This window comes from Campylobacter sp. CCS1377 (assembly GCF_040008265.1).
Classification (GTDB): domain Bacteria; phylum Campylobacterota; class Campylobacteria; order Campylobacterales; family Campylobacteraceae; genus Campylobacter_D.
The window spans coordinates 426,304-451,329 of the sequence record NZ_CP155620.1; the positions used below are offsets into that span (position 1 = coordinate 426,304).

Here is a 25,026-nt window from a genome sequence, read left to right on the forward strand (position 1 = left end):
TAATTTTCCTTTGGTTAAAAATCAAAGGAAAATCAGTCTAATTTCTTTCTTTGATAAAATTTTCTTAATTTACTATCAAGCCTAAAGCAAGCTTTAAATAAAGCAGGCACAACAAGCAAAGTAAGTATAGTCGAGCTAATAAGTCCTGAAATTACCGCAATAGCCATAGGTGAATTGGCTTCATATCCTGCGCCCTTTGAGAAAGCCAAAGGTAGCATAGCAAAAATCATTGCAAAAGTTGTCATCAAAATTGCTCTAAGTCTTGATTTTCCTGCATAAATCAAAGCTGCATCCCCGTCATTTCCTTCAAGGCATTTTTTATTGGCTAAATCTACAAGCAAAATCGCATTTTTACCCACCATACCAAAAAGTAAAATAATGGCAACTAAAACAAATAAAGAAAAATTATTTCCGCTTAAAAAAAGTCCCACGCAAGTCCCAGCAAATGCTAAAGGCATAGTAATCATAATGACTAGAGGTAAAATCAAGCTTTCATAAAGTGCAGCTAAGACCAGATAAATTAAAATAACTCCTAAAATAATAGAAAAAACAAAGCCTTGCACCGTTTCATCTAAAAGGTTGATAAAACCTGAAAAAGCATAGTTTAAATTCTTACCCACGCTTAAAAGTTCTTTAGAGTGCGAAATAAGCAAATTTTGCACCTCGCTTAAAGAAATGCCATTAACTCCAGCACTAATTTTTACGCTACGGTTTTTGTTATAACGATTGATTGACTTGATATTTTGCTTATAGATAATATCTACAACGCTGATAAGATCTAAAATTTGACCTTGATTGTTTTTGATTTTTATCCTTTTAAGCGAGTCTAAATTTTGCTTGTAATTTTTATCAAAACTGATAACAATATCATTTTTTGTATTGCCATTATCCATACTTCCTACATTTAATCCAGCAAAAGAGTGTGCCAAAACCATAGCAAGATATTGTGGATTTACATCGAGTTTTTTAGCTTTTTCTTTATTAAGATAAATGCCAATTTCATTTTTTTGTGCCCCTAGATTATCATCAATATCAACAATATTTTCATTGCTTTTTAAGAGTTCTTTTGTTTTTTGGGCTGCTTGTTTGATATCGTTTAGATCTTCTCCTAAGATTAAAAATTGCACTGGATATTCTATGCCTGCACCTTCTATTTTTGGAATTTCAAGAACTTTGATTTTTAAGTCCGAATTTTGTAGATTCTCTCTATAAGCTGCTACAATTTCACTTTGCCTTTGTTTTCTTTTTTCCAATGCTTTTAATTTTACATAAATTTTTGCCTTTGTAGAATCCTTTGCATCATCATAAGCTACAAGCAAATATGCGTAATCAACCTTTTCATCTGCTTTGATCCAAGAAAGAATTTCTAAAGATTTTTCTTGCATGGCTTCTAAGGAAATATCTTCTTTGCTTTCAAGGTGTATTTGAAATTCGCTATCATCTTCCATAGGTAAAAAATCAAGTCCGATTTTAGTAGCCAGGAAAAAACAAAAGGCTATAAAAGCAAAACTACTAAGTATAAATTTGATTTTATTTTTTAAAATTACAAAGAGTAGTTTTTCATAACTTTGTTCTATTTTTTCGAAAATTTTCTCACTCTTTTGATAAAATTTACTCTCTTTGGGGTTAAAAAATCTTGCACTTAAACTTGGTATAAGTAAGATTGACACAAAAAAACTAATGACTATGCCAGAAGCTACGCTAATGCCTAGAGTGTTAAAAAACAAACCAGGAATGGAATTCATATAAGAAATAGGTATGAAAACGCAAAGCAAAACAACACTAATACTCAAAACACTAAAACCTATTTCGCTAATGCCTAAAAACGCAGCTTCAAGCGGTGGGTAGGTTTTGATTTTTTTAGCGATATTTTCAATGACAACGATAGCATCATCGATAAATATTCCTATGCTTAGAGTTAAGGCGATAAAGGTAAGGCGGTTTAAATCATAGCCCAAAAGATCAATGATAAAAAAGGTTGAAATGATAGAAGTTGGTATGGCGATACAAGCGATCAAAGTCGCGCTTAAATTTCGCAAAAACAAAAACACTATCATTACAGTTAAAGCTATACCTATACACATATCGATAATAACTTGAAATAAGTGTTTGTGGATATTTAAACTTTTATCATAAATGATATTAATCTCTAAATCTTCATCGATAATTTGCTCTAAATTTACCAGTGCGTTTTTAACATTAGTGATGAGTTGTAAAGTATTATAATTTGTGATTTTACCTAGTTCTAGCACCACACCTTCTTTGTCTTTGTAAATCGCGCTTTGTTTTTTGTCTTCATAAAGGGGAATGATTTTGGCAACATCTTTTAGAAAAACGCCACTCATTAGTCTTAATTCTTCTAATTCTTTGATTGAATTTGCTTCAAAATAGCCTTTAATTAAAAAAGTATCTTTGGAATTTTCAAGTTCGCCTAAGGCTTGTTTGAAATTTTGATTTTTAATCATTTGTGCCACTTCAAAAGCGTTAAGATGGTATTTTTCCAGTAAATTTGGATCTAAAACAATGCGAATTTGTGGCTTTAAAAAAGCAGTATCTTCGATTTTACCTACGCCAGAAATTCTTTGCAAAAAGGGTTTGATTTTTTCATCAACATTTTGCATAAGTTTCACACTATCATTGCTTTTTGAATGTATAAAAAGACTAATAGCCGCTCCAGCATCTGAAGCGACTTTTTCTACTTTTGCATTGGCGTTTAAGTTTAGAGTCCCAAGTTTATCTCTAACATCATTGGCTGCGATTTCTAAATCTTTATCAAGCTCAAATTCAACCATAGTGATGCTAAAATTATCATAACTTGCTGAATTGATTGTTTTAATGCTATCAATTTCACTTAGAGCATTTTCTATTTCTTTGGTGATTTTTGATTCTATGTAGTTTAAATCCCCATTGGTTTCAACCGTGATTTTAATCAAAGGAATGCTAACATTGGGGAATAAATTCACACTCATACTAAAAGCTGAAATAAGTCCAAAAATCACAAGAGCCAAAAAGAGCATCAATACAGTAATGGGACGGTTTATGGCAAATTTATACATTATTTTTCTTTAATTTGAATTCTACCTTCGCCAAAGAGTCCAGGAGTTAAATTTCTAGCCCTAACTTCGGCGTAAATTTTTCTTGTTTTTGTGTCAATGCTAGGATAAATTAGGCTGATTTTTCCTTGATATTCTTTAGTTTCTTTGTCTATTTTATAAATATAATTTTGCCCAATTTTTACCTTATCTTTGTATTGCTCATCAAAACTAATTAAAAGTTTTACTTCAGGATAGGAAAAGATTTCTAATAAAGGCTGACTTACTCCGCCAACTCCATCTCCAATATCCTTAAATTTTGCACTAATAATGCCATCATATGGAGCTTTAAGTATTTTTTTATCCAATAAATTTTCGTAATATTTAATGTTGATTTTAGCCTTTTGAAGCAAAAGACTTTGTTTTTCATATTCAGCCAAAATATCTTCATAACTTTGCTTGTCAATCACACTTTGTACTTTTTTAAATTTTTCCAAGCGACTTTTGGCATTATTAAAGGCTACTAAGGCAAGCTCGTGATCGTTTTTGGCGTTTTGTAAGGCTATTTTTTCACTTGTATTGTCTAAAGTGAGTAGAATTTCGCCTTTTTTGACTTTTTGCGCAACATCGACTTTAATTTCTTTAATGATACCTATGCTTTCAATAGCCAGTTTGCTAGAATTTAGAGCTATTACATCAAAACTTGCATAAATTTCTTCTGCATGCAAAGAAAAAACACTCATTAAAAATAAAATAATTTTTTTCATTCTTCTACCTTTGTTTTAATATCAATACCAGCGGTAAAATAATAATTCGCCTTAGCAATTTCAAATTCATTTTTTGCAAATTCTAAATCACTTTGCGCTTTAAATAAGGTTTGCAAAGCCCCAAGGTATTCTATATAGGTGCAAAGTCCGCTACTGTATTTTTGATCTATACTTTCAAATGCAATTTGTGCGGCATTTAAGGCTGAATTTAGTGCCCAAATTTGTTGTTTTAAAACTTTTAAATTTTGATTTAAATAATCAAGCTCTAAAGTATTTTTTCTTTCTAAATAATTTAAATTTAAATTTTGCATTTGTACTTCTAATCTCTTACTTTCTAAATTTTGCTTTCTTGCGCCAAAGTCAAAAAGTTTCCATTCTAGAACAAGCATGATTTGATTACTTTGCCCACTTTCTTCTATTAGCATTTGTGCCATATCTTTATAAGGCCTAGGAATTTTGGGTTCATAATTGTTTTGATAAAGCATAAAATTATTTTGCAAAGAAATTTTAGGAAAATATAAAGATTTTGCGGCATTAACTTGTTCTTGCGAGATACTAATTTGCTCTTTTGCCATGGCAAGTTCTAAATTTTGGCTTTTAATATTTTGTGGTTCTTTGATATTTGCAAAACCTTGTGGGATAAGATCTTTTTTTAAAAGTTGCTTGATTTCTTTTTGAATTTGCAAAAGTTTTAATTCGTTTTGACTTAGTTCCAATAAACTTAAATGATATTTAGCTCTAATACTTTCTAATTCATCTTTTGCGCTTAGTCCCGCCTCGTGAAATTTCTCTAGTCTACTTAAAGTATTTTCAAGATAAAGACTTTGTTGTTTTTTAGCTTGTATGATTTTTTCTAAACTTTGATAATTAAAAAACAACGCACTAGCACTTAATGCAAGATAATTTTTACTCTGTTCTCCTCTTAATTTCGCAAGTTTGCTTTTGTGTTCGAATGTTTTGATATTAGCACTTCTTTCACCGCCATCTAAAAGCAAAAAATTTAAACTAAATTGTGCAAAGAGGCTTTCTTTGGGATCAATGATAAGTCTATCTTTGTGATTGCTGATATAGCCTGAATTTAAACTCAAATTTGGATAATAAGATTTAGTAATTTTTTCTTCTTCTTTACTAGCTTGTAGGCTTTTTAATTCTTCAATTAGATATTGTTCGTTTTGTGTGCTAAGTTCTATAAAATCTTTTAGATTAGAAGCACATAGTAAAACAGGTAGTAAAAAAACTAAAAATTTCATAAATAACTTTCAAAGGCTTTATTTGTTAGTATAGTTTAAAAAGGTTAAAAAAGATTTAAAAAATTTCTAAAATGGCATTTGTCGCCATTTTAGAATCATTTTATAAAGAGAATCTATTGTAAGAGTTTTAAAACATTTTGTTGTACAGCGTTTGCTTGACTCATTGCATAAGATCCGCTTTGTGCCAAGATATTGTATTTAGAGAAATTTGCACTTTCTGCCGCAAAATCCACATCTCTGATGGTTGATTCAGCTGATTTAACATTAACTTGAGTTACTGTAATGTTGTTGATGGTAACTTGAAGTTGATTTTGTACTGAACCAATGTCTGCACGAATTTGATCTAAATTTATTGTCGCAGTTTCTACGATATCCATCACAGCCATAGCACCTTTTAAAGTTGTTACACCTGCGGTTTGCTGGGTGCCGATGTTTTCGATTCTAAGCTCGCCTGGTTTTAAACCATCTAAGAATAAACCTGAAGTTCCACCTGCACTAATGGTTGAAACAATTTTTAAATCTTCATTAACATTTACTTTAGAAATTGCAACTGAAAATTTAACAGCTCCGCTATTTACCGCATACATTTTTGAAAAAGAAGCCGCTGAAAAGGCATTATTAAGTGTTGAAAAGCCTGATCCGGCAGAATAAAATCCAGAGTCAAATTTAGAATGTAAAGGTCCTATATCTATAACATTTCCTACCATCGAAACAGCGGTGGTTACAAATGCACTAAAACCACTGCCTGCTGAGTAGAGCAAAGAAGTCATTTTGCTTAAACCTGTTCCTGCTAAAATACTTAAGCCCGATACACCTATTCTTACACTCGCTACACGATCAATTGCATTAAATCCCATAGCATCGGCTACTTCTTGAGAAATTTGTCCTTTAGTGTCTCTTAGTGAAACTGAAGTTTGAGAAATTAAATTTTCATGTTCAAAACCAAAGCCTGTTCCAGAGATAGCTATATCTCTACCATCGTTTTTAACGAGTGAAAGACGGCCGTAGTTTTCTCTCATATTTACAGCTATACCGGTACCTGTTCCCATATCACCAGTGATTTTAATACCTCTACCTTCTCTTGAGGTAAGAATTAATCTCCCATTTTCATCTCTTGCAGCTTCAACGCCCGTAGTGTCTTTTACAGAATTTATTGCATTAACCAATGCACCATTTTCATCACCAGCCATATAAGAAATATCGCCAATAACTACACCATTAATTGCAAAGTCTTTTCCGGTTTTCCCTTCCATAATCGGTGCCCCACCTACAGTTTGCACATTGTAAGTTGCACGAACACCTGTTTTATCAGCCACACGGTTAATCTCTTCAGCCAAAGCTCCAAGTCCAGTTCCAACAGAAGTTGAAATCACTACATCTTGGAATTTAAAGTCTTCTAAACCGTTATAATTTTTAATAGTTAAAGAAGCAACTCCAGAAGTTACGACATTTGTTCCTGTTTCAAATCTTGTTACACCAATCTTGCTTGATTGAGTAGCTCCGATTGAAGCTTTTATGGTTTGATTTGATTGTGCACCAATTTGAAATTCTTGATTGATAAAACCACCACTTAGAAGTTGTTTGCCGTTAAAAGAAGTAGTATTAGCAATGTTATCAAGCTCTTCCATCAAACGATTGATATCAGCTTGAAGCATATTTCTTGTTTTGGTGCTTTGTCCATCTTGTGCTGCTTGAGTTGCTTTAACTTTGATGGTATCTAAGATTTTTAACTGCTCATCCATAGCTTTATCAGCAGTTTGTAAGATACCGATGGCATCATTACCATTGTTAATCGCTTGTCCTAAGGTTGCTGCTTGAGATCTTAAGCTATCTGCGATGGCCATCCCTGATGCATCATCTGCTGCAGAATTAATCCTAAGACCTGAACTAAGTCTTGATAGAGATTTATCAAGCTCTCGTGAGTTGACAGTTGCATTGGCATGAGCATTTAAAGCGCCAATGTTAGTGTTTATTCTAAAACCCATTTTAAATCCTTTCAAAATATTGCTCGTTCTTTTAAAGCAATTTTTGTTCCAAATTTAAAAAGTGTTAAGGATAGTTAAGCAAAATTTATAAGTTTGATTTCTAATCTTTTCCTAAAATAATTTTTTATATAATTTTCAAGCTTTAAGGATAACCGACTGAAGACTTTGAATAAAGTTGAAAGGAGGTTGAGATGGCAGAAGTAATAATTTTTATGATTACTTTGATTGTCCTTGTTTTGGTCATTAAGAACTAAAACAAGAACTAATTACTTAAAAAATCTATAGAATTCTAAAGTAACCCTGCTTAGTTTGTCCTTAAAGTCATAAAGTCTTCATAAATAGCAGGGTGAAGACTTCAAAATTTAAATTTCTTTATTTCTTTTCTTTATTTTTATTTCTTTATGCCTTCTTTATTCATTTTATTTCTTTTGAAAAATTCAAATTTCTTTACAAACATACAGTATAAATTCATCAAAAACATTAAATAAATCTATTAAATAAAAAAGCTCCGTATGGAAATTCCACACGAAGCTTAAAGTTTAGTTTTGTAAAAAGATTAAGATAAATTACTACTGTAATAATCTTAATACATTTTGTTGAGAAGCATTAGCTTGAGCTAGTGCATAAGATCCACTTTGAGCTAAGATATTTGCTTTAGAGTAATTTGCACTCTCACTTGCAAAGTCTACATCTCTGATGGTTGATTCAGCTGATTTAACATTAACTTGAGTTACGGTAATGTTATTGATAGTTGCTGAAATTTGATTTTGTATAGAACCAAGATCTGCTCTAATGGTATCAAGATTTGTGATAGCAGTTTCTGCTACATCCATTACAGCCATAGCACCTTTCAAAGTTGTTACACCTGCGGTTTGTTCTGTTCCTACGTTTTCGATTCTTAATTCACCGTCTTTTAAACCAAGATGTTGATATAAGCCAGAAAGACCATTAGCAGCACTTAATGTAGAGATTACTTGGATATCCCCTGTACTCATAGCAACAGCATTTGAAAATTTAGCAGCCCCAGTAAGAGTTCCATACATTTTAGAATACATTAATTGAGATAGTGCTGAATTTATAAATGAAAAGCCTTTGCCGTTACCTACTTCAAGACCTAAAGCACTAACACCTCCGCTAAAAGCACTGTGTTGTGGTCCAAGATCAATGACTTGACCTATCATATCCAAATGACTAATTCCAGAAATAGTAAATGCACTGAAGCCACTACCAGCACTGTGTAATAAAGATTTTTCATTACTTAAACCTGTTCCATCAAGTACCGTCATAGAACTAACGCCAATTCTGATACTACCTACACGGTTACTTGAGTTAAATCCCATAGCATCAGCGATTTCTTGAGAAATTTGTCCTTTAGTATCTCTTAAGGATACTGATTGTTGAGAAACAAGTTTTTCATTTTCAAAACCAAAACCAGTCCCAGAGATAGCTATATCTCTACCATCGTTTTTTACTAAAGAAAGACGACCATAGTTTTCATACATATTTGCAGCTATACCAGAACCAGCACCGATACTACCTTCAATTTTAATACCCCTACCTTCTCTTGAAGTAAGAACAAGTTGTCCGTTTTCATTTAAAGCTGCTTCAACGCCCGTAGTGTCTTTAACTGCATTGATAGAATTTACTAAAGAACCGTTTTTATCGCCTGATTCATAATCAATTTTGCCAATTTTTACACCATTGATGGAGAAATCATCACTTGTAGAGCCTTTAAGAATAGCTGCCCCACCCACAGTTTGAACATTAAAACTAGCTCTAACACCTGTTCTATCAGCCACACGGTTAATCTCTTCAGCCAAAGCTCCAAGTCCAGTTCCAACAGAAGTTGAAATCACTACATCTTGGAATTTAAAATCATCTATACCATTGTAGTTTTTGATAGTCATAGAAGCAATGCCTGATTGCATAACATTAGCTCCTGTTTCAAATCTTGTTACACCAATTTTACTTGATTGAGTAGCTCCGATTGAAGCTTTAATGCTTTGATTTGATTGTGCGCCGATTTGGAATTCTTGATTGATAAAACCACCACTTAGAAGTTGTTTGCCGTTAAAAGAAGTAGTATTAGCAATGTTATCAAGCTCTTCCATCAAACGATTGATATCAGCTTGAAGCATATTTCTTGTTTTAGCACTTTGTCCATCTTGTGCTGCTTGAGTTGCTTTAACTTTGATGGTATCTAAGATTTTTAACTGCTCATCCATAGCTTTATCAGCAGTTTGTAAGATACTTGCTGCATCATTACCATTGTTAATCGCTTGTCCTAAAGTAGAAGCTTGAGTTCTTAAACTGTCTGCGATAGCCATACCTGACGCATCATCTGCTGCAGAGTTGATTCGAAGACCTACATTTTACTAAGCACTTCCAGCAAAAGCCCTTTTTTGCTTTAAAAATTTCAAAAATTTAAGCCAAAGAATTTTTATACTATTGACTTTTTTATTGACTTTATTTTAAAAGGATTATTATGCTAAATGAAAGAAAAATAAGGGGTTTAAAGCCAAAGGATGTAAAATATTATGTTGCAGATAAGGACAATCTTTTACTCTGCATTTATCCTAGTGGAACAAAAACATTTTTTTACAATTACAAATGCACAAAAACTCTTAAATACAAAAGGAAAAGTCTAGGCAAACATCCATTAATAAATCTTAAATTTGCAAGAAATCAACGCAATATACTTAAAAAGACATTGCTTAAAGATATTTCAAAAACAACATTCCAAACCCTTGCTTTAGAAAAAATGCAAACAAAACAAAAACAAGTTACAGATAAAACTTATCAATCTTTACTAAGCTTGCTTAAGCGTTTTGCTTTTGTTTTTTATGGAAACTATGAAATAGACAAAATTAGCACATTGGATTTATTAAAAAGTTTTGAGCTTTTTAGAAAAAAAGGTATAAAAGAAAGTGCGAGTAAATTTTTTTCTATATTAAATGAAATTTTTCGTTTTGCTATGATGAAAGGACTTATTGCAAATAATCCTATGAATAATCTTTCACGCAAAGATTTAATCATCAAACGCCATACCAAACATTATGCCACTTTATTGGATAAAAATTCCATAAAAAAATTACTGCTTTCTATATTTTCTTATAAAGGAAGTTTGGAAGTTAAAGTCGCAACTCTTATGTGTATGTTAAGTGTTCAAAGAGCATTTAATATCCGCACTTGCAAATGGAGCGAGCTTGATTTGAAAAATCAAATTTGGCATATCCCAGCCTTTAAAATGAAAGCAAGAAAAAATCACAACATTAGCTTAAATTCTCAACTTATCGATATACTAAAACGCTACAAAACTTTTGCTTCCAAAAAATACCTTTTTTCAAGTCCAAACAGTTACGATGGAATTCTTGGAGAAAATACCATGCGTATGATGTTTAAAAGTCTTGGTTATACAGGAGATGAATTTACACCTCACGGTTTTCGTGCAATGTTTAGTACCTTAGCTCACGAGTATCGTTTTAAACATAAAATTTCAAGTGATATTATAGAACAATGTCTTGCACATAGTGAATTAAACAAAGTAAAAGCAAGCTACAATCATGCCTTAAATTTAAAAGCAAAAGCAAAATTAATGCAGTGGTGGGGCGATTATTTACAAAGTATCATTGCGTGGGATGAAAAAATTGATGAATTATTTACAAATAAATCAAACAAAAATCACCAAAATATTAAAGACAGACACTAAAACCTTACTAATGCTAGATTTTGACAACACAAGCAAGTCATTTTTCTAGCCAAATTGTTAAATTTTATTGACTTTTTTATTGACTTTTTTGATATGAAAATTCCAAAAAAACTTTTCAAACATCTATTTTTACTTGCTTTGATAAAAAATTATAAAAAATATCCAAAAAACTATAAATTATTTTTTTATCTTAACGATATTGCTTTTAACAATCGCAAGGAAGCGGTTGAATTCATTTAAAAGGATTTAAAATGGGATTTCGTATCAACACTAATGTGGCAGCACTTAATGCTAAGGCAAATGCTGATTTAAACAGCAAAAGTTTAGATCAATCTTTGGCAAGACTTAGTTCTGGTCTTCGAATCAACTCTGCAGCAGATGATGCGTCAGGTATGGCTATCGCAGACAGTTTAAGAACTCAAGCTTCTACTTTAGGACAAGCGATTAACAATGGTAATGATGCAGCAAGTATCTTACAAACTGCTGATAAAGCTATGGATGAGCAGTTAAAAATCTTAGATACCATCAAAGTTAAAGCAACTCAAGCAGCACAAGATGGACAAAGTGCTAAAACAAGAAATATGCTTCAAGCTGATATCAATCGTTTGATGGAAGAGCTTGATAACATTGCTAATACTACTTCTTTTAACGGCAAACAACTTCTAAGTGGTGGTTTTATCAATCAAGAATTCCAAATCGGCGCACAATCAAATCAAAGCATTAAAGCTTCAATCGGAGCTACTCAATCAAGTAAAATTGGTGTAACAAGATTTGAAACAGGAGCTAATGTTATGCAATCAGGCATTGCTTCTATGACTATCAAAAACTACAATGGTATAGATGATTTTAAATTCCAAGATGTAGTGATTTCAACTTCTGTTGGAACTGGACTTGGAGCTTTGGCTGAAGAGATTAACCGTGTGGCTGATAGAACAGGTGTTAGAGCTAGTTTTAATGTGCAAACTGTGGGTGGAGCGGCTGTTCTTAAAGGCTCTACAAGTGATAATTTCTCCATCAATGGTGTAAAAATTGGCAAAATTGATTATGAATCAGGTGATAAAAATGGCTCACTGGTTGCATCTATCAATGCAGTTAAAGACACTACGGGCGTTGAAGCAGCTTTAAATGAAAACGGACAACTTGTTCTTACTTCAAGAGAAGGTAGGGGTATTAAAATTGAAGGTAGTATCGGTGCTGGTTCTGGTATAGCTGCAAATATGTATGAAAACTATGGTCGTCTTTCGCTAATTAAAAACGATGGTAGAGATATAGCTATCTCTGGGACTGGCTTTGGTTTTGAAAATGAAAAACTTGTTTCTCAACAATCAGTATCCTTAAGAGATACTAAAGGACAAATTTCTCAAGAAATCGCTGATGCTATGGGATTTAACTCAAGTAACCGTGTAGGTAGTATCAGAATTGGCGTTAGTTCTATGACGGTACTTGATGGAACAGGTTTAAGTAATGAAAAATCTTTATTACACAGTGCTGGTAGTGGCTTCAGTGCATTTACTATTTCTGGAATTAGTCATTTGGATATGATAGGTCAAGTAATTGACTTGGGTCCAAATCATAGTGATTTTGCTACTGGTATTTCTGCAATTATGAAAATTTCAGGAGGTTCTGGAAATTCTACCTTTGGATTTAGTCATATTAATTCAGCTTTATCAATGGCATCTTTCTCTGTAATGTATGCCACAAGTGGAAATGCCGGAATGTCTTTTTCGGTAGCTATGTCTAAGGATCACGGTGATAAGCTTATAGTAGTTAGTACAGTATCTGGTTGGGGTGCAGGACTTGGAATTTTAAGTGGCGAAACAAGAGCTGAAAACATAGGAACAGAACAAACCGCAGGTGTAACAACTTTGAAAGGTGCTATGGCTGTAATGGATGTAGCAGAAACTGCTATCACAAATCTTGATACCATTAGAGCAGATCTTGGTTCTATACAAAATCAAATTTCAGCAACTATCAATAACATTACCGTAACTCAAGTTAATGTTAAATCAGCTGAATCAACCATCAGAGATGTAGACTTTGCAAGTGAGAGTGCAAATTACTCTAAAGCAAATATCTTAGCTCAAAGTGGATCTTATGCACTAGCTCAAGCTAATGCTTCTCAACAAAATGTATTAAGATTATTACAGTAGTAATTTATCTTAATCTTTTTACAAAACTAAACTTTAAGCTTCGTGTGGAATTTCCATACGGAGCTTTTTTATTTAATAGATTTATTTAATGTTTTTGATGAATTTATACTGTATGTTTGTAAAGAAATTTGAATTTTTCAAAAGAAATAAAATGAATAAAGAAGGCATAAAGAAATAAAAATAAAGAAAAGAAATAAAGAAATTTAAATTTTGAAGTCTTCACCCTGCTATTTATGAAGACTTTATGACTTTAAGGACAAACTAAGCAGGGCTAATCTAAAATAACAAAGAGTTTTTTAATTATTAGTTCTCATTTTAGTGTTTAACTGCTAAAATGAGGACAACTAAAACTATCACGAAGGCAATAATCTCAATCATCTCAACCTCCTTTCAACTTTATTCAAAGTCTTCAGTCGGTTATCCTTAAAGCTTGAAAATTATATAAAAAATTGTTTTAGGAAAAGATTAGAATTTTTAATTTTGTATTGAATTTAAAGCAAAGTAATTTCCAAGTCTTCACCCTGCTATTTATGAAGACTTTATGACTTTAAGGACAAACTAAGCAGGGTTTTTTTAAAATGTTCTAAATGTTTTAAAAATTAGTTTTCTTGTTTTAGTTCTTGATGACTAAAACAAGGACAATCAAAGTAATCATAAAAATCGTTACTTCTACCATCTCAACCTCCTTTCAACTTTATTCAAAGTCTTCAGTCGGTTATCCTTAAAGCTTGGAAATTATATAAAAAATTGTTTTAGAAAGAGTTTAGGACTTGGTTTTTTGAAAATTTGAAAAGTTTTAAAGAGTCTTAAAGCTCTTTAAATTTTTAAACTAAATTTCTTTTTTCTACCATATCTCTTAAAGGTATGATGGCGCTTTTTAAAACACCGTTTTGCAAGACGATTAAATTATGCACTTCATCAATCCACGCCTCATGTGCATAAATCCAAGCGATGAGCTTATTCTGCCTATCGCTTTCATTACTCATATTTTGCAAGTAAAGTTCCCCTAAAGAGCTTTCTGCATGATAAACGCTTGGTCCTAAAACTTCAGCTAAATAAGCGTAATTACTACTTGCGAGCTTGGTTTTGATTTCATCGATATTTTGGCTGATTTGTTCAAATTTGTATTTTTGCTTAATGTCTTTGGTTAAATTTCTAATTTGCTTTCCAGTCTTTCTAAGATCTTTTGCGATTTTTTCACTTCTTGATATGAAAGTTTTGATTTGTTTGTAAGATTTTAAAAGTAGGGCATTTTGATCTTCTTTACTTAGTTTTTTTACTTTCGTTAAAGGTTTTTTAAGATCTTTATCCAATAAATCATCGCAAAGTTCCTTAAAAGGTTTTTCTATAGTTCCACCTATCCTTGCCCCACCTTCAGTAGCGTTATAAATAGTGCAAATTTTTTGTGCGTTGATGGTTGTAGTTAAGGTTTCAAAAACCCTAATGAAAAGCTCCCAAATTTTTGTCGTTTTGACTAAACCCTTGCCCCCATAAGCCTTTACTTTGGTTTGTGGTAAGGCTTGTGTTTCTTTTTTGGCAAGTTCTTCACCTCTACCATAGCCTTTTGAATGCGAAGCACCATCTTTTCCAAAAGCTAAATCTTGTCCGATTAAAATCACATTTTCATGCCCTAAACGATAGGCCAAGATTAAGGCCATATGTGCCACGCTCATTCCATTTAGCGAAGAGAAAGCTTTTAAATGTTTCATATTTTGCGAGAAAGGTAAGGCTCTTGGTGTAAGTATATAAGATCTTTTGTTTGATTCTAGATATTTAATGGTTTGTGGATGAGTAAGTGCTAAAAGGATAAATAATATATCCTTGTCAAATTCACCAAAATTGTTATTAAAAAATTCGCTTGTTGCTATTACTCTTTCAAGGCTTAAAACATAATCAGGTTTGATATCATTTTCGTGTAAGATAGAATAAGATGCATCAAGGCAAAAAATGCTGGCTTTTTTATGATATTTTTTAAGAAGTGGAATTTGTTTTTGAAGGCTTGGACCTGTGGCTACAATGATAGCAGTTTTTGCCTTTTTGTATCTTTTTTTTATGAGTTCGTTAAGGGTTGGATGGGTGATCATATAAGGTATGTGTCTTACAAATTGATCCACGCCTTGTAAAGCATCTTTTGGATCATTGCCTTGTTTTAAAGATGAATGAATGATAATATTTTTATTAATATTGTTGATTTTAATAATATCTTTTGAGTATTTTTCATAAAAATCTGAATGCAAATCTAAAAAATAAGACCTAAACAGTAAATTTAACTCAGGTAAAGAAAACAAAGAGCTTGCTTTGGCGTCATTCATTTCGCTACTTAAAATAATGATCAATCTTCCTTTAACCAGTTCTTGAGTGAAATCGGCTAAATTTAAAGCAAGAAAAATGAGTTCAATTTCTTTTTCGAAAACAATAATGCGTTTGAAATTTGGGTTTTGCAATAAGGCTTTATATAAAAAGCCATTACCTATGCCATAGAAAAATAAAACAGGGTATTTAAGGTATTTTTCTTGAATGAAAGTGATTTTGCTTTCTAGCTCTTTTAAGGGATTTTGATAAATTTTTTCCTTAGTAGATTTTTCTATAATATTTAAATTCAGTGGATCTTTAGCATCAAGAAGTGGGAAAAATTTTTTGCTTTCTTTGATTTTTTTAAGTTTTTTAACTAAGCTTTCGTATTCTTTTCCGCAAAGAGAAAGGAGATTTTTTTCAAAAATATCTGTTGTTTTCATCATTTAATTCCTTTTGATTTTATTAAGTAAATTTCCAAAATTTCTTTGCAAAAGTTCATTTTCCAAAGGCGAGACATTGTTTTGCAAAGCTTCTTTTTGCGCTTTAAGGTGTATTAAAACATAAATGATCCAGTCTAAATGCTCTTTGATCCAAAATAAGGTTTTGTTGACCCAATCTTCTTCTGTGAGTGGGTTTAAAACATAAATTTTTGCTAAATTTAGCTCAAATTGATGGTATAAGGGTTGTAAAATTTCATTTAAATCTCCATAAATAGTATGAATTTTTTCTATTTCACTTTTTAGCACATCAATATCTTCAATGACACTCCCAGCAAGTTCTTTGTTTTCATAGCTTAAATTTTTAAATTCTTCTTGGTTGATCTTTTTTAGGATATTTTGTTGTTTTTCTAAGACAAAAAGCTCTAATTTATCGCAGTTTTTAATGCTTTTTTGAATTTTGTAATAAGCTTTTAACATTCTTTCATTTTGCTTATTTTGGTTTGGAAATTTAAGACTTGGAAATGGTTTATTTAAATCCACATTTAACAAATTTTCACAAATTTCTTTAAAGGGCTTTTCTATGGTTCCTTCTATTCTTGCTCCACCTTCAGTGCAATTATAAATTTTAGTAGTTTTTGGAGTGCCAAGAATGTGCTTTTCTAAAATGGTGCGAAACATATTCCATATAAAATGAGTTTCGACTTCACCTTCCCCGCCGTAAGCTTTGGTTGTAATATGTTCATACATATTTGTTTCATAAGTTGATGAATTTTGATAGTCTTTTGGGTGAGAGCAGCCATCTTTTGCATAGGCTAAGTCTTGTCCTATGAAGATGATGTTTTCGCATCTTAAAGCCATAGCTAACTCATAAGCCATATGTGCAACACTTGAAACCATCATCAAATAACCAAAAGAATGAAATTCCATATAGCTTTCAAAACCAAGGAATTTCTCGATTAAAATATAAGTTCTATTATATTTTTCTAAATACTCAATAGCTTTTGGATGCACTAAGGCGGTAGTAATAAAAATAATATCCTTATCAAAATCACCAAAATCGTGATTAAAAAATTCAGCTGTTACATGTGTTCTTTCAAGCATCATTACATAATCAGGTTTTATTCCTGCTTTTGCTAAGATAGGATAAGAAGAATCCGCACAAAAAATAGTGGCTTTATTTGCATATTCTTTTAAAAGTGGGAGTTGTTTTGTAAGGCTTGGACCGGTTGAAACGATGATAGCATTTTTGCCAAGTTCTTTTCTTGTATTAACCAACTCTTTAGCATTGGGATGAGTAAGCATTTTTGGTAGATTATAAACAAATTGTTCTATACCTTGTAAAGCATCTTTTGGATCATTTCCATGTGCACATACTGCTTCTTTAATGGTGTGATATATATCTTTATTTAGCTTTATAATCTCATCGTGTTCACTCTCATAATAATCGCTATGAAGTTCTAAAAAATATACTCTTACAAAATTTAAAAAAGGTTGATTATAAAAGATTGAAAGAATTTGTTGTCTGTTATTTTTTGGTGATATGATGTTAATTTTTCTATCTTTGATTTCACTAGATAAGTCGATTAAATGTAAGCTTGTAAAAATGAGTTCTATATCGCTTTCAAAGATGATGATGTGCTGTAATTTTGGATTTTGACAAAGAGCCTTATAAAGCACACCATTGCCCAAACCATAAAAATAAAGTATAGGATATAAAGCATATTTTTCATTATAGGTTGCAAGTAAGGAATTTAATTCCATTAAAGGATCGCTATAAATTTTTTTGCGAGTGTAGGTGTTTATGAGATTAACATCAAGTGGATCTTGACCTTGTATGATTTTAAATTTTTTACTTTTAGAAAGCTTTGCAAGATCTTGTTTAAGAATAAGTGTATCGGCTAAGGCGTTGAAGTTTTTTTTATAATACTTTTTTTGTTCTTCTGTGAAAGCCATATTTTTCCTTTAAATATATTTTTCTATGAGTTCATTTTGAATTTGCATATATAAAATGAATTCATTGAATTTTTCATGATAATGTTTTAAACAAAGCAAAATCTGCTCCTTTTCTTCTTCTTGATTTTTACAAGGCTTTACTTTGAGTTTTAAAAGATCACATTCTTGATGAAAAACTAGGGCTTGTAAAAGTTCACTCATTAGTCCATAACTTTTCATTTTGGTGGCTAGGGTTTGAAAATCAAGTTCTATTTTTTTAAGCTTTTTAAAATCTAAATTTGATTCCGTCTCATTTAAAATGCTTTGTAAGACATTAAGCTTGTTTTTCATTTCTTCTATAAGTTCTTTGCTTGTTTTGACTTGATTAAGAAGGTGTTTTTTGGTTTTTTCGTAAATTTTTTGCGCTTCTTTAGAATTTAAGCGAAAATCATTTTTAAAAGGCTTGTTTAAATTTGTATTTAATAAATTTTCGCAAATTTCCTTGAAAGGCTTTTCTATACTTCCTTCTATTCTTGCTCCACCTTCAGTGCAATTATAAGTGGTAATTTTTAATTTTTCTTTAACAAAAAGTATATCTTTTTCAAAACTTTGTCTGAAGAGTTGCCAAGAAAGCTGAGTTCTTACCTTTCTTTCGCCACCATAAGCTATAGTGTAGATTTCTCCGCGTATCTCATCGCCTTGTTCGCCATAAATATGATCTTTTGGATGAGAATGTCCTAAATCATCATAGGCTAAATCTTGTCCGATTAAAATAATATTTTCATGCCTTAAAGCCGCAGCTAATTCATAAGCCATATTTGCAACGCTCATTCCTACGCCAAGATAACCAAAATCATCTAATTTTAAAAGTGAAGAGAAAAGCAAAGGTCTTAATATCAGCATATAATTTCTGTGGTTTTTTTCAAGATATTTTAGAGTATTTTCATGAGCTACTGAAGTGATTAAAAATAAAATATCCTTATCAAATTCACCAAAATCATTATTAAAAAATTCACTCGTTAATGCAAGTCTTTCAAGGCTTAAAACATAATCAGGTTTTATTCCTGCTTTTGCTAAGATAGGATAAGAAGAATCCGCACAAAAAATCGTAGCTTTATTTGCATATTCTTTTAAAAGTGGGAGTTGTTTTGTAAGGCTTGGACCGGTTGAAACGATGATGGCGTTTTTTGATTTTGCACGGTTGTGTTTTAAAAAGTGTTGAAAAACTCCGCCAAAAATCAAGGCTTTTAAATTTTTTAAAGTATGCTCGATACCAATGTGCGAGTCCTTAGGATCATTTCCGTGACTTAAAACTATAAATTTAATGATATCTATAAGGCTTTGGTTGAGATTTTGAATGATATTTTTATAATGCGTCAGATAAAATTCACTATGGATATGAAAATCATAAGTTTTAATGCTGTATTTTACTTTTTTGTGATTTAATAAAGCATTTAGCTGAGCGATATTTAAATTGGGGGTATAAAAAAGAATCAATCTTTCATTTTTAATATCTTTGCTAAAATCAAACAAATGAAAAGCCAAATATAAAATTTCAAGTTCACTTTCAAAGACAATAATTTGCTTGTGATTTTGGTTTGCAAGTAAGGATTTATAAAGCGCACCGCTACCAAAGCCATAAAAAAACAAAGTAGGATATTTAGAGTATTGTGTTTTAAAAAAACTTAAATTCCCGCCCAATTCTTTGTAAGAATTTTTATAAACACCTTCTTTGCTTGGTAGATGGATAATGTTAAGATTTTCTAGACTATTTCCTTGCAATGTAAAGCTAAAGCATTGTTTGATTTTTCTTAATTCATAGGCTAAAATTTGATCGACTTCAAAAAGCGCTTGAGTGTTTTTTAAAAAAAGTTCTTTATCCATCAAAGCCCCCAGCCATCAGCAACGACTATAGTTTGCCCTGTGATAAATTTACTCTCATCACTAAGTAAAAATATTAAAGTTCCACAAATATCTGCTGCTTCTAGCATTCCTTTGCTCGCACAACATTTGCGGTATTTTTCTAAAAAATTCGCAGGTTGATTGTCTAAAATTCCACCGCTTGCTAAAGTATTTACTCTGATATTTGTATTAAATAATTCTTTTGCAAGCCAAACGCCAAGATGATTAATCCCTGCTTTTATCACGCTGTATTCTAAAGAGCTTTGCATAGTGGTGTTTTCATAATTTTCAAATTTAGGTGCAAAAACTCCCATAATGGAGCTAAGATTGATGATATTTCCATAACCTTGCTTTTTAAAAAATTTCACAAATTCTTGTGAAGCTAAGATAAAACCGCCTAAATGCAAATTTAAACTTTCGCAAATTTGCTCAAAACTAGCTTCATAATAAGCTATTTTACCCCAATCCTTTCCCACAGGATAGCTAGAATTTACAAAAGCATCAATTTTGGTGTATTTTTTAAAAGCTTCATCAATGCATGAATTTAAGCTTTCTTTAGAAGTGATGTCGAGTTTAAGACTTAAAAGTTCTTTTTTGAATTCATTTTCAAGTTCATTAGCTAAATTTTTTAAATTATTTTCATTGATATCAGCTAAAATTGGCGCACCGCCACTTTGAAGTATCTTTTTACAAAGAGCTTTTCCTATACGCCCACAAGCTCCTGCTACAAATATGATTTTATTTTCTAGCATTAAAAATCCTTTGGCTCTAAATTTTTTTCTTTAATTAAAAACTCAACTATTTTAAAATCAAGCTCACTATCTATATCAAAAGCCGTGCTTTCATCCATTACAAAAAGTCCTGTTTTTTCTCCAAAAATGCCATCATTTTTAAGCAAAAAATCTCTTTTAAAGATATAAATACTCGCATTCATATCGTAGCACTTTGGCGCACTTTGGCGTGTGGTGAAATTTCCTTGCTTAGATTTTATAACTTTTTCATTTTGCACTTCAATTAAATTAAAATAAGGATTGCGTCTAGCAGGAACGGCGGTGATTAGATTATCATTGTTATTTTTACAAAACTGATTATAAGCATTTTTTATATCAGCACTTGATCTAAGCGGAGCGGATGCGTCAAGATCGATTAGAGTGTCAAATTTGCATTTAAAATACTCTTCACTTCTTAGCAATGCATCACGCATTACAGGCACTTTTGCCGCGCTATCACTTGCTAAGTGTGCTTCTCTTTTAAAAAAAACTTCTCCGCCATATTTCCTTGCAACTTCGGCGATTTCATCACTATCGGTGCTGATAACGATATGTTTAAAAAGCTTTGAATTTTTAGCTTGGATAATACTATAAGCTATCATTTCAAGATTATTGATTTTGCGTATATTTTTGTTTTTAACGCCCTTACTTCCGCCTCTTGCACAAATCGTGCATAAAATTTCACCCATTTCTTGCCTCATCGCATAGTTTTAAAATCTTTCTTGCTTCTTCTAAGGTGCATAAATTCTCATCATCTTTTAAAATTGCTTTATACATATTTTGCAAGGTTTTAAAAGTATTGCTTTCATAAGTTTTACTTTTAATATTATTAAATTTATCATAAATATTTAATTTATTATGAATTAAATCGGTTTCTATGGTTTTTTCTTTGCTATGAAAAAGAATTTTTCTTTGATTTAATTTTGAAAAATAATCAAGCTCGATGTGAATTTTAGCTTTTTTTGAATTTAGGGCTAAAAAAGTAAAATCATCACTATTTATTTCAAGCTCTGAAATTTTTAAATTTTGTCCAAATTCTAAATTTAAATCTTTAAAAAAATAAAAAGCCAAGTCAATTTCATGAGATAAATCAAGCATTACCCCACCGCCAAGCTCTTTTTTGGCACTATAATTTTGTCTGTAATCGATTTTTCGCCAATTTGGCAAATAAGAATTACAAACAAATTTAGCAAAATAAATTTCATTTATATCTATTAAGTTTTTTAAATCTTTAATCAAAGGATTAAATCTCAAAAGATAAGCAATGTAAATTTTATTGTTTTTGCTAGGAAAAAAGTTAATATCTTTTTCAAATAAAGGTTTTTCCACGAGTATGGTTTTTTCTTTTATATTTTTATCCAAAATTTCAAGCGTTTTAAAATGATCTGTGGTGATATTTGCAATGATAAATAAATCATATTCTTTTAAATTTACTTCGTTTAAGTCTTTAAAAAGCGTGAAATTTTTTCCTTCATAAATACTAAATTTATAGCTTTTTGACACAATATCTACTAAAAATCCTAGTTCATTTAAGGCTAAAAAATGCTTTTTTCCAATGCTTCCAAAGCCTATAATTAAAGCTTTCATTTAAAATCCTCATTAGCTTTTAAAAACTCATCAAGCCTTCCAATATCAATCCAATAATCATTAATTAAATAAGTATTTACCTTACCTTTTTGCATGGCAAGTTTAATGAGTTCAGGCATATCAAGGTAGACATTTTTTTCTAAAAGTTCTAAAATTTCTTTCTCACACACATAAATTCCAGCACTAACTAAGAATTTTTGCACCGGTTTTTCTGTGATATTTGTAATAAAGCCCTCATTTTGCTCTATCACTCCAAAAGGAATTTGTTGTTCAAATTCTCTTACACATACACTCATTAAGGCGTTTGAAGCTTTATGTGCCCTTAAAAGTTCATTAAAATCAAGCTCGGTTAAAATGTCTGCATTCATGACAACAAAACTTTCTTGTAATTGCCCCCTCCCTATCAAACTTAAAGCTCCTGCAGTACCTAGTTTTTTGCGTTCTTTGATGTAAGAAATTTTTATGCCAAATTCTTTACCTTTTTTAAAATATTCTTCTATGACTTGCTTTTTATAATTTACACAAAAAATGAAATTTTCAAAATTTTGCTCCTTTAATTTTCGCACGATATTTTCTAAAATAGGTTTTTTCCCAACCTTTAGCATGGGTTTTGGGGTATCTTTTGTAAGCTCTTTTAAGCGACTTCCAAGCCCACCTGCCATTATCACGATAAAATTTGGATTTATTTTTCGCGCTAGTAGCGATGAAATGGACTTTATAGAGATTATTTTACCCTTTTCATTTAACACAGGAAAATCGTAAATATCTGTCTTTGCGCTTAGTTTTAAAAGCTCATTTTTGCCAGTATTTTCTTTTATAGTGATAGGATTTTTGGTATAAATATCTTTGATTTTATCCTTTAAATTCTTACCATTTATCAAGGCTTTTCTTATATTTGAATCACTAATTACACCTAAGAATTTATCATTTTTATCCACGATGATGCCAAGGCGAACACGTTCAAGTCCTACGATTTTTAAAGCTTCTTCTATACTAGAATTTGGAGTAAGCTTGAGTTTATTTATATCCAAAATTTACCTTAAGTCAATGAAATTCTTTTGTAAAATTGTATCTAAATTTGCTTTTTTTAAGGTGTCTTTTATGATTTTATTTGGATTTTTTTTACTTTCATAAGGATTTTCTAAATTTTTTAAACACTCTTTAAAATCTTTGCCTTCAAGTTTTTTTAAAGCTTTATCCAAGTCTTGCATAGTGCAATCAATGATATTTTTTGTTCTCAAACGCCCCTTTTGACGATCGCCTATATTAATACATGGGGTTTTAAAAAACACACTTTCATAAATTCCACTTGAAGAATTTCCTATCATAGCTTTAGCTATTTTCATCAAGCTTAAATACTTTTGCGAACCAAGATTATCAAAAAGCTTAGCTTTGCTAAGATTTTTTTCACAATAAGCTTTTAAAATTTCATTGATTAAAAGTCCATTTTCATCGGCATTTGCCTTAGTAAAAATCAAACTAGCATTTTTAAGTTTATCTAAATTTTCTAATAAGCTTTTAATTTCTTTTTGAGTATTTTCTAAATTTAGCGTTACAGGATGATAGGTGATTAAATAAATATTTTGTTTTAACTCAAAATTTAAAGCATTTTCAAGCTCTTTTTTATCTAAAAAATTGATATTTTTTATGATAGGACCTGCCAAAGCACCTACATTAAACACACGATCTTCTTCTTCACCAAGTTGCAAAAGGCGGTTTTTATAAGTTTTGGTGCTTACAAAGTGCAAATGTGCCATTTTAGAAATGCTATGCCTTATACTATCATCAATCGCACCTAAAGTTAGCTCCCCACCACAAAGATGTGCGATAGGAATATTCATCATAAGACACACACTAGCCACGCTTAGCATTTCGTAACGATCACCTAAAATAACTACAATATCAGGCTTTAATGCATCAAATGCCTCGCAAAAACTAATATTTGCTAATCCCATAGCCTTGCAAAGACTTATCTTATCATCACTTGCGAGTAAAATGGAGATTTTTTTAGCTATTTTAAATTCCTTTTCTATTTCTTTGTAAGTTAGTCCAAACTCAACACTTAAATGTGCTCCTGTAATGATGATTTGAAGTTCTAAATCTTCATCATTTTCTATTTCTTTACATAAATTCCTTAAAAGATACCATTCAGCCCTTGTTGCACTTACTACGCAAATTTTTCTTTTACTCATCGATTAGCTCATCTTCTTCGTAATTCTTATTAGCCTTTTTGCCTAAATACTCATCATATTTCATCGCACTTATGCCACTGGCTGGGCGTTTGGTGGTAAGATTTTCTTCGCTAAAAATCTCGCCTTTTTTGATTTTTCTCTTAGCCACTAAGCTTTTTCTAGCAATTTTGATATTTTTCTTTTCACTTTTACTCGCTCTTTTTATGCCATCGCCCATTGCACTTTCTATTTCTCTGATTTTAACGCAGAGCTCTTTTAGCTCATTTGGCTCTAAAGACGCTTTATGATCAGGTCCAATCATATTTTTATCAATTGTAAAATGCTTTTCTATCACGCACGCACCTAAAGCTACCGCTGCTAAAGAAATATGTATGCCTTTGGTATGATCTGAATATCCCACGCTTAAATTAAAAGCATTTTTTAAAGTTTGTATGGCTTTAAGATTGACTTCATCAAAGGGTGCTGGATATTCTGTAGTGCAATGAAGTAAGGTGATATTTGATCTTTTTGTGCCATTTTTAACTAAGATTTCTAATGTATTTTCCACTTCACCTAAATTTGCCATTCCAGTTGAGAGAATGATTTTTTTATTTAATTTTGCGATTTTTTTAAGATAAGGCAAATTGGTGATTTCTCCGCTTGGAATTTTAAAAATTTCAAGTCCTAAATCATCTAAAAGATCAATACTTTCTAAATCAAAAGGCGTAGAAAGAAAAGCAATACCACATTTTTTAGCATGAGAAATTAAAATTTTATGTGCGTTTAAATCAAGCTCTAATTTTTTAATCATTTCAAGCTGACTTTCATCTTTGTCGGTGGTTTTTAGCTGATAAGCTGCTTTTTTGGCATTTTTACTTACACAAAGTTCACTTTTAAAGCTTTGGAATTTTACAAAATCAGCCCCAGACTCTGCAGCGATTTCTATTAACTTTTTGGCTAAATTTAAATCCCCATTATGATTAACTCCAGCTTCGGCTATGATTAAAGTTTTTTTCATTTTTCCGCCTTTGTTTTG

At 31.2% G+C, this 25,026-nt stretch carries 16 protein-coding genes; 2 read left to right on the top strand and 14 right to left on the bottom strand.

The window, feature by feature from the left end; genetic code table 11:
* Positions 1-32: 32 nt before the first annotated feature.
* The 5 genes from AAH949_RS02205 to AAH949_RS02225 form a co-directional block, all read right to left on the bottom strand.
* A complete protein-coding gene (locus tag AAH949_RS02205; protein WP_348518845.1) occupies positions 33-3,056 on the bottom strand; it encodes an efflux RND transporter permease subunit in 3,024 nt (1,007 codons plus the stop codon).
* Positions 3,056-3,799, bottom strand: a complete 744-nt coding sequence (locus AAH949_RS02210; protein ID WP_348518846.1) for an efflux RND transporter periplasmic adaptor subunit — start codon at positions 3,797-3,799, stop codon at positions 3,056-3,058. Before AAH949_RS02210 ends, AAH949_RS02205 begins: the two co-directional genes overlap by 1 nt.
* Complete coding sequence (locus AAH949_RS02215; RefSeq protein WP_134237739.1) at positions 3,796-5,049, bottom strand: TolC family protein; 1,254 nt, start codon at positions 5,047-5,049, stop codon at positions 3,796-3,798. Before AAH949_RS02215 ends, AAH949_RS02210 begins: the two co-directional genes overlap by 4 nt.
* A gap of 113 nt (positions 5,050-5,162) precedes the next feature.
* On the bottom strand, positions 5,163-7,034 hold the full coding sequence (locus AAH949_RS02220) for a flagellin (RefSeq protein ID WP_348518847.1): 1,872 nt from the start codon (positions 7,032-7,034) through the stop codon (positions 5,163-5,165).
* A gap of 569 nt (positions 7,035-7,603) precedes the next feature.
* The gene (locus AAH949_RS02225) at positions 7,604-9,361 is read right to left on the bottom strand and encodes a flagellin (protein WP_348518848.1); all 1,758 of its coding nucleotides are present in this window, start codon (positions 9,359-9,361) and stop codon (positions 7,604-7,606) included.
* Positions 9,362-9,519: 158 nt separating this feature from the next.
* On the opposite strand from AAH949_RS02225, the gene AAH949_RS02230 reads away from it, so the two are divergent.
* The gene (locus tag AAH949_RS02230) at positions 9,520-10,743 is read left to right on the top strand and encodes a tyrosine-type recombinase/integrase (protein WP_348518849.1); all 1,224 of its coding nucleotides are present in this window, start codon (positions 9,520-9,522) and stop codon (positions 10,741-10,743) included.
* A gap of 251 nt (positions 10,744-10,994) precedes the next feature.
* Positions 10,995-12,893 carry a flagellin gene (locus AAH949_RS02235; protein ID WP_348518850.1) on the top strand — a complete coding sequence of 633 codons (1,899 nt, stop codon included), beginning with the start codon at positions 10,995-10,997 and terminating at the stop codon, positions 12,891-12,893.
* Between the two features lie 824 nt (positions 12,894-13,717).
* Here the strand turns inward: AAH949_RS02235 and AAH949_RS02240 are convergent.
* The 9 genes from AAH949_RS02240 to neuB are packed head-to-tail and all read right to left on the bottom strand — an operon-like array spanning position 13,718 to position 25,008.
* Positions 13,718-15,631: a 6-hydroxymethylpterin diphosphokinase MptE-like protein gene (locus AAH949_RS02240; protein ID WP_348518851.1), complete on the bottom strand. Its 1,914-nt coding sequence runs from the start codon at positions 15,629-15,631 to the stop codon at positions 13,718-13,720.
* Positions 15,632-17,581 carry a motility associated factor glycosyltransferase family protein gene (locus AAH949_RS02245; protein WP_348518852.1) on the bottom strand — a complete coding sequence of 650 codons (1,950 nt, stop codon included), beginning with the start codon at positions 17,579-17,581 and terminating at the stop codon, positions 15,632-15,634. It lies immediately after the preceding gene.
* A gap of 9 nt (positions 17,582-17,590) precedes the next feature.
* Positions 17,591-19,444: a motility associated factor glycosyltransferase family protein gene (locus tag AAH949_RS02250; protein WP_348518853.1), complete on the bottom strand. Its 1,854-nt coding sequence runs from the start codon at positions 19,442-19,444 to the stop codon at positions 17,591-17,593.
* A complete protein-coding gene (locus tag AAH949_RS02255; RefSeq protein WP_348518854.1) occupies positions 19,444-20,214 on the bottom strand; it encodes an oxidoreductase in 771 nt (256 codons plus the stop codon). The genes AAH949_RS02250 and AAH949_RS02255 overlap by 1 nt, the downstream gene beginning before the upstream one ends.
* Positions 20,214-20,921, bottom strand: a complete 708-nt coding sequence (locus AAH949_RS02260; RefSeq protein ID WP_348518855.1) for a flagellar modification protein B — start codon at positions 20,919-20,921, stop codon at positions 20,214-20,216. The genes AAH949_RS02255 and AAH949_RS02260 overlap by 1 nt, the downstream gene beginning before the upstream one ends.
* Positions 20,914-21,819: a gfo/Idh/MocA family oxidoreductase gene (locus AAH949_RS02265; RefSeq protein WP_348518856.1), complete on the bottom strand. Its 906-nt coding sequence runs from the start codon at positions 21,817-21,819 to the stop codon at positions 20,914-20,916. The genes AAH949_RS02260 and AAH949_RS02265 overlap by 8 nt, the downstream gene beginning before the upstream one ends.
* Complete coding sequence (locus tag AAH949_RS02270) at positions 21,816-22,850, bottom strand: nucleotidyltransferase family protein (protein ID WP_348518857.1); 1,035 nt, start codon at positions 22,848-22,850, stop codon at positions 21,816-21,818. Before AAH949_RS02270 ends, AAH949_RS02265 begins: the two co-directional genes overlap by 4 nt.
* Positions 22,851-22,853: 3 nt before the next feature.
* The gene (gene neuC, locus AAH949_RS02275) at positions 22,854-24,011 is read right to left on the bottom strand and encodes a UDP-N-acetylglucosamine 2-epimerase (RefSeq protein WP_348518858.1); all 1,158 of its coding nucleotides are present in this window, start codon (positions 24,009-24,011) and stop codon (positions 22,854-22,856) included.
* A complete protein-coding gene (neuB, locus tag AAH949_RS02280) occupies positions 24,004-25,008 on the bottom strand; it encodes an N-acetylneuraminate synthase (protein ID WP_348518859.1) in 1,005 nt (334 codons plus the stop codon). The genes neuC and neuB overlap by 8 nt, the downstream gene beginning before the upstream one ends.
* Between the last annotated feature and the right edge of the window lie 18 nt (positions 25,009-25,026).

Bases quoted from the DNA above. Each gene is read 5' to 3' on its own strand.
- AAH949_RS02205 (WP_348518845.1), bottom strand. From the start codon at position 3,056: ATGTATAAATTTGCCATAAACCGTCCCATTACTGTATTGATGCTCTTT.
- AAH949_RS02210 (WP_348518846.1), bottom strand. From the start codon at position 3,799: ATGAAAAAAATTATTTTATTTTTAATGAGTGTTTTTTCTTTGCATGCA.
- AAH949_RS02215 (WP_134237739.1), bottom strand. From the start codon at position 5,049: ATGAAATTTTTAGTTTTTTTACTACCTGTTTTACTATGTGCTTCTAAT.
- AAH949_RS02220 (WP_348518847.1), bottom strand. From the start codon at position 7,034: ATGGGTTTTAGAATAAACACTAACATTGGCGCTTTAAATGCTCATGCC.
- AAH949_RS02225 (WP_348518848.1), bottom strand. From the start codon at position 9,361: ATGGCTATCGCAGACAGTTTAAGAACTCAAGCTTCTACTTTAGGACAA.
- AAH949_RS02230 (WP_348518849.1), top strand. From the start codon at position 9,520: ATGCTAAATGAAAGAAAAATAAGGGGTTTAAAGCCAAAGGATGTAAAA.
- AAH949_RS02235 (WP_348518850.1), top strand. From the start codon at position 10,995: ATGGGATTTCGTATCAACACTAATGTGGCAGCACTTAATGCTAAGGCA.
- AAH949_RS02240 (WP_348518851.1), bottom strand. From the start codon at position 15,631: ATGATGAAAACAACAGATATTTTTGAAAAAAATCTCCTTTCTCTTTGC.
- AAH949_RS02245 (WP_348518852.1), bottom strand. From the start codon at position 17,581: ATGGCTTTCACAGAAGAACAAAAAAAGTATTATAAAAAAAACTTCAAC.
- AAH949_RS02250 (WP_348518853.1), bottom strand. From the start codon at position 19,444: ATGGATAAAGAACTTTTTTTAAAAAACACTCAAGCGCTTTTTGAAGTC.
- AAH949_RS02255 (WP_348518854.1), bottom strand. From the start codon at position 20,214: ATGCTAGAAAATAAAATCATATTTGTAGCAGGAGCTTGTGGGCGTATA.
- AAH949_RS02260 (WP_348518855.1), bottom strand. From the start codon at position 20,921: ATGGGTGAAATTTTATGCACGATTTGTGCAAGAGGCGGAAGTAAGGGC.
- AAH949_RS02265 (WP_348518856.1), bottom strand. From the start codon at position 21,819: ATGAAAGCTTTAATTATAGGCTTTGGAAGCATTGGAAAAAAGCATTTT.
- neuC (WP_348518858.1), bottom strand. From the start codon at position 24,011: ATGAGTAAAAGAAAAATTTGCGTAGTAAGTGCAACAAGGGCTGAATGG.
- neuB (WP_348518859.1), bottom strand. From the start codon at position 25,008: ATGAAAAAAACTTTAATCATAGCCGAAGCTGGAGTTAATCATAATGGG.